Annotated in this window: 3 protein-coding genes; all 3 read left to right on the forward strand. The window is 45.6% G+C overall.

The genetic code is table 11. From position 1 onward, the window contains the following. Window positions 1–2538, forward strand: a 2538-nt coding sequence (locus tag Xkoz_RS18850) for a DUF927 domain-containing protein (protein ID WP_244183526.1), incomplete at its 5' end; no start/stop codon positions are given. 354 nt (window positions 2539–2892) lie between these two features. After that, window positions 2893–3183, forward strand: a complete 291-nt coding sequence (locus tag Xkoz_RS18855) for a hypothetical protein (protein ID WP_099143472.1) — start codon at window positions 2893–2895, stop codon at window positions 3181–3183. A gap of 173 nt (window positions 3184–3356) precedes the next feature. Continuing rightward, window positions 3357–3542, forward strand: coding sequence for a hypothetical protein (locus tag Xkoz_RS18860; protein ID WP_099143473.1), 186 nt, complete (start codon window positions 3357–3359; stop codon window positions 3540–3542). The last annotated feature ends 48 nt before the right edge of the window (window positions 3543–3590 follow it).

The following is a 3590-nucleotide window of genomic DNA, read 5'->3' on the forward strand; positions in this document are numbered from 1 at the left end:
CGCCAGTGTGATGAGCCGAATCATGGTGATGGACTGGATTTGCTGGTAAGAGCCAAGGGGATCACCATTATTGAGGCCGCTAAAGTCGTTGCTGATACACTGGCGTTACCTTTGCCAGAACCCAAGCCAGCCAGAAAGGAGGCTCCCAAATCGGAGGCTCGACCAATCACCGAGAAAGTGAATAAGTTGATAGCTCAATCCACTACCGGGCAATCTGATTATCTGACCAAAAAGGGGCTGCAATGCCCCAATCAGCGGTTGCTGAATGATGGCTCTTTGTTGTTGGTCACTCAAGCTCTGGACGGCACAACCACCGGTGCTCAAATCATCAAGCCGAATGGTGATAAGCGTCTTGTCTCTGGTACGCAGAAAAAGGGGAGTTTTATCCCCTTATCGGCAATCACCGGAATGCCGGACACGATCATCATTACCGAGGGTTATGCAACCGCCTTAACCGTCAGCCAATTACATGATGGCGTGGTGCTGGCTGCGATGGATGAAAGTAATTTACTGATCGTGGCTAAGCAGGTTCGGGAACGGTGGCCAGACGCGAAAATCATTCTTGCAGCAGATAATGACTGGCACTCACCGGATGAACTGGACGACAAAGGCAAGCCCAAGAAGAACGTCGGCAAGATTGCGGCAGAGAAGACCGCTAAAGCGATTGACGGTTGGGTGACACTACCGCCTACGGCATTCAAAGCTGACTGGGACGATTATCGCCAGTGTCACGACATCGAGGCAGCAAAGCAGGCATTCAGTCAAGGGTTGTATCAGGTAGGGGAGAAAGCGTCAGTGTCAAAGTCAGTAGTGATTAATTTAGATGACCATCGCGAGAAAGAGCGTGATCCGTTAAAACCGCATGTATCTGTCCGCAAGAAAGGGATTTACTGGGTAGAACCTGAAAAACAGGGTGGTGAAATTGTCGAGGTTGAAAAATGGATGAGTGATCACATGGAGATAGTTGGCATTGGCAACGATGGCGGTGAGGGCTATCTCATTATTAAATTGCGTCAGGAGGGCACAGGTAAATATATTGTTGAGGCTCTGCCCCGGCGTGAGATCGGGCTACCGATGGGTTGGGCAAGGTTACGCTCACGGGGGATGAATATCACAACAAAAAACGGTCTATTGCCTATTTTGTCTGAGCATTTGCAACGAAGCGGAGATCGCCGCGAATGGGTTGTTACTCAGACCGCAGGCTGGCACTGTGGGGCGTATGTTATGCCGGATGGAGAAATTATTGGTCAACCTTATATGCCTGTGGCGTTCTGTGGCGGCACATCGGCAATTGCGGGTTATGTGGTCAGGGGAACAGCCAAAGAGTGGAAAACACATGTTGCGTCACTGATGAAAGGCAACCGCTCAATGATGCTGGGCGTATTAGTGGGATTGGCTGCGCCGCTTAACTCATTAACAGGCGGTAACTGTTTTGGTGTGCATTTGTTCGCCCAATCCTCAGCAGGTAAAACAACTACGGTTGAGGCTGCCAGCAGCTTATACGGTGATCCCGAAGAACTTAAACTATCGTGGCACGGTACTAACCACGGCTTAAATAACGAAGCCGCCGCCCGTAATGATGGTTTTTTACCCATTGACGAAATCGGGCAAAGCTCTAATCCGAAAGAGGTCGCTAACAGTGCCTACAGCCTGTTTAACGGTGTTGGCAAGATTCAAGGGAGACGCGAGGGCGGAAACCGTGCCGTGATCCGCTGGAAAATAGCCGCACTTTCAACGGGGGAGGAGGATTTAGAAACGTTCCTGATAAAAGGCGGTATTACACCAAAAGCCGGGCAGCTTGTCAGGCTGCTTAGTGTGCCCTTTATCGATACGATGTTTTTCAATGGTTATGAGGACGGTGATTCTCACGCAAGAGCGATTAAACGTGAGGCAAAACGCTATTGTGGCGCGGCGGGTCGAGAATGGATCTTATGGCTGTCTGAACATCAAGAGCAGGCAATAGAAATTACTACCCGTAAAGAAAAAGAGTGGATTGATGGCCTGCCAGAAGAAGCCTCACCCCAAGTGAAGCGCGTTGCTGTCCGTTTTGCTTTATTGGATGCAGCCGGAGAGCTGGCAACCCATATCACAGGCTGGAGCAAGGATGAATGTCATTCTGCGATAAAGCAAAGCTTTGATGACTGGTTAGATGATTTCGGTATCGGGAACCGGGAAAAGTATCAGGTTGTTACCCGTACCCGTGACTTTATCCAGAAATACGGACTTTCACGCTTCCAGCCTTACACCTATGGCAGACCGAACGGTGATATTGATACCTCACACGCGATGAGAATCAATGATCTTGCCGGGTATCTGGTTAACAACCGCCGTGATGATGGACAGGTGGAATATCATATTATTCCCAGTGTATTTGAAGAAGAGATATTGCAGGGGTTACAGAAGAAATCAGGCTTTGAAGCCCTAGAAGAAGCCGGAATGTTGGTTAAGGCCGAAAAAGATCGCTTTATCAGTAAAACTATTTCAGTGAATGGCACTCAGGGGCGATTTGTGGTGCTGCTTTTTAAGGATGAAGATTAATACTCACGTAGATTCAAAAAACGTTGGGATAACGGGATAACGGGATAAGATAGAGTTATTTTAATATATATCAGTCAGTTATATAAATTTAAGTTATCCCGCATTATCCCGTCCTATCCCGCAACCTAATGTGACTAAAAATCAAGCGGGGTTGTGATAATAGAGGTTATCCCGTAAAAGGTTTTTCTTTGGCAGGCATTAATTAATTGAATTTAAAGTAATTAAAAATAGTGACGTTACTTCACGGGATAAGCTGGGATAACATGGGATAAGCTAACCAAATGAAATAAATAGGAAATATGTTATTTATCCCGTTATCCCGTGAAAATCAGTGCATTTATATAGGGGGTTGGAATGAAAACGAAAAAAGAGTTATTGCAAAATCTTCTGGTAATGAGCTTAAACGAAGCGGTTAAACAAGGCCATATTGATTTAAATGGCCAGTCGCCCACTAATTCAAACGATAAGGAACAAGGATATTTTATCACTGAAATAGCGGGCAAGCCGACTGTCATTAATTGGTTTGATATTGGCTACGATGAATTACGCGTGTCTATCTGGTGGGATTACTTTCACGATTTACACCCCGGAAAGATAAAGAGTTGTTTAATTCCGCGTTACCTCTCGCATCAAAAGCACAATTGAAGAATTTTGTCGGTGCGTGTGTCAGTTGCTTTTTGGAACGAGACACAAAACAGGCAACGCTGACAATCAGTAATAGTTACTTAAATCATCAATTTTATGACGAAGTTGATAGGTTAGAACCAGCAGAACCCAACGGTTATATTCTCAAATAATCAATCAAATCAGGAGGCACTATGTCTATTACAAGAACAGATCTTAATAATGTAGTTAATGATATTGAATACCTCATGCAAACAGGTGACTCAGGGCTTATTGAGGCTGTAGGTATCTTAAAAGTCATCGAGTTACGCAAAATTAATAGCAACTTAGAGTATATCGCCTCAACGCTTGAGCATGCCCCGTGGAATTTTGAAGAGTAAAGATTTGTAAGTATTCTGTCCTCATGTTTCCGCCTGTTTAGACCTCCT

This window comes from Xenorhabdus kozodoii, assembly GCF_002632875.1.
Classification (GTDB): domain Bacteria; phylum Pseudomonadota; class Gammaproteobacteria; order Enterobacterales; family Enterobacteriaceae; genus Xenorhabdus; species Xenorhabdus kozodoii.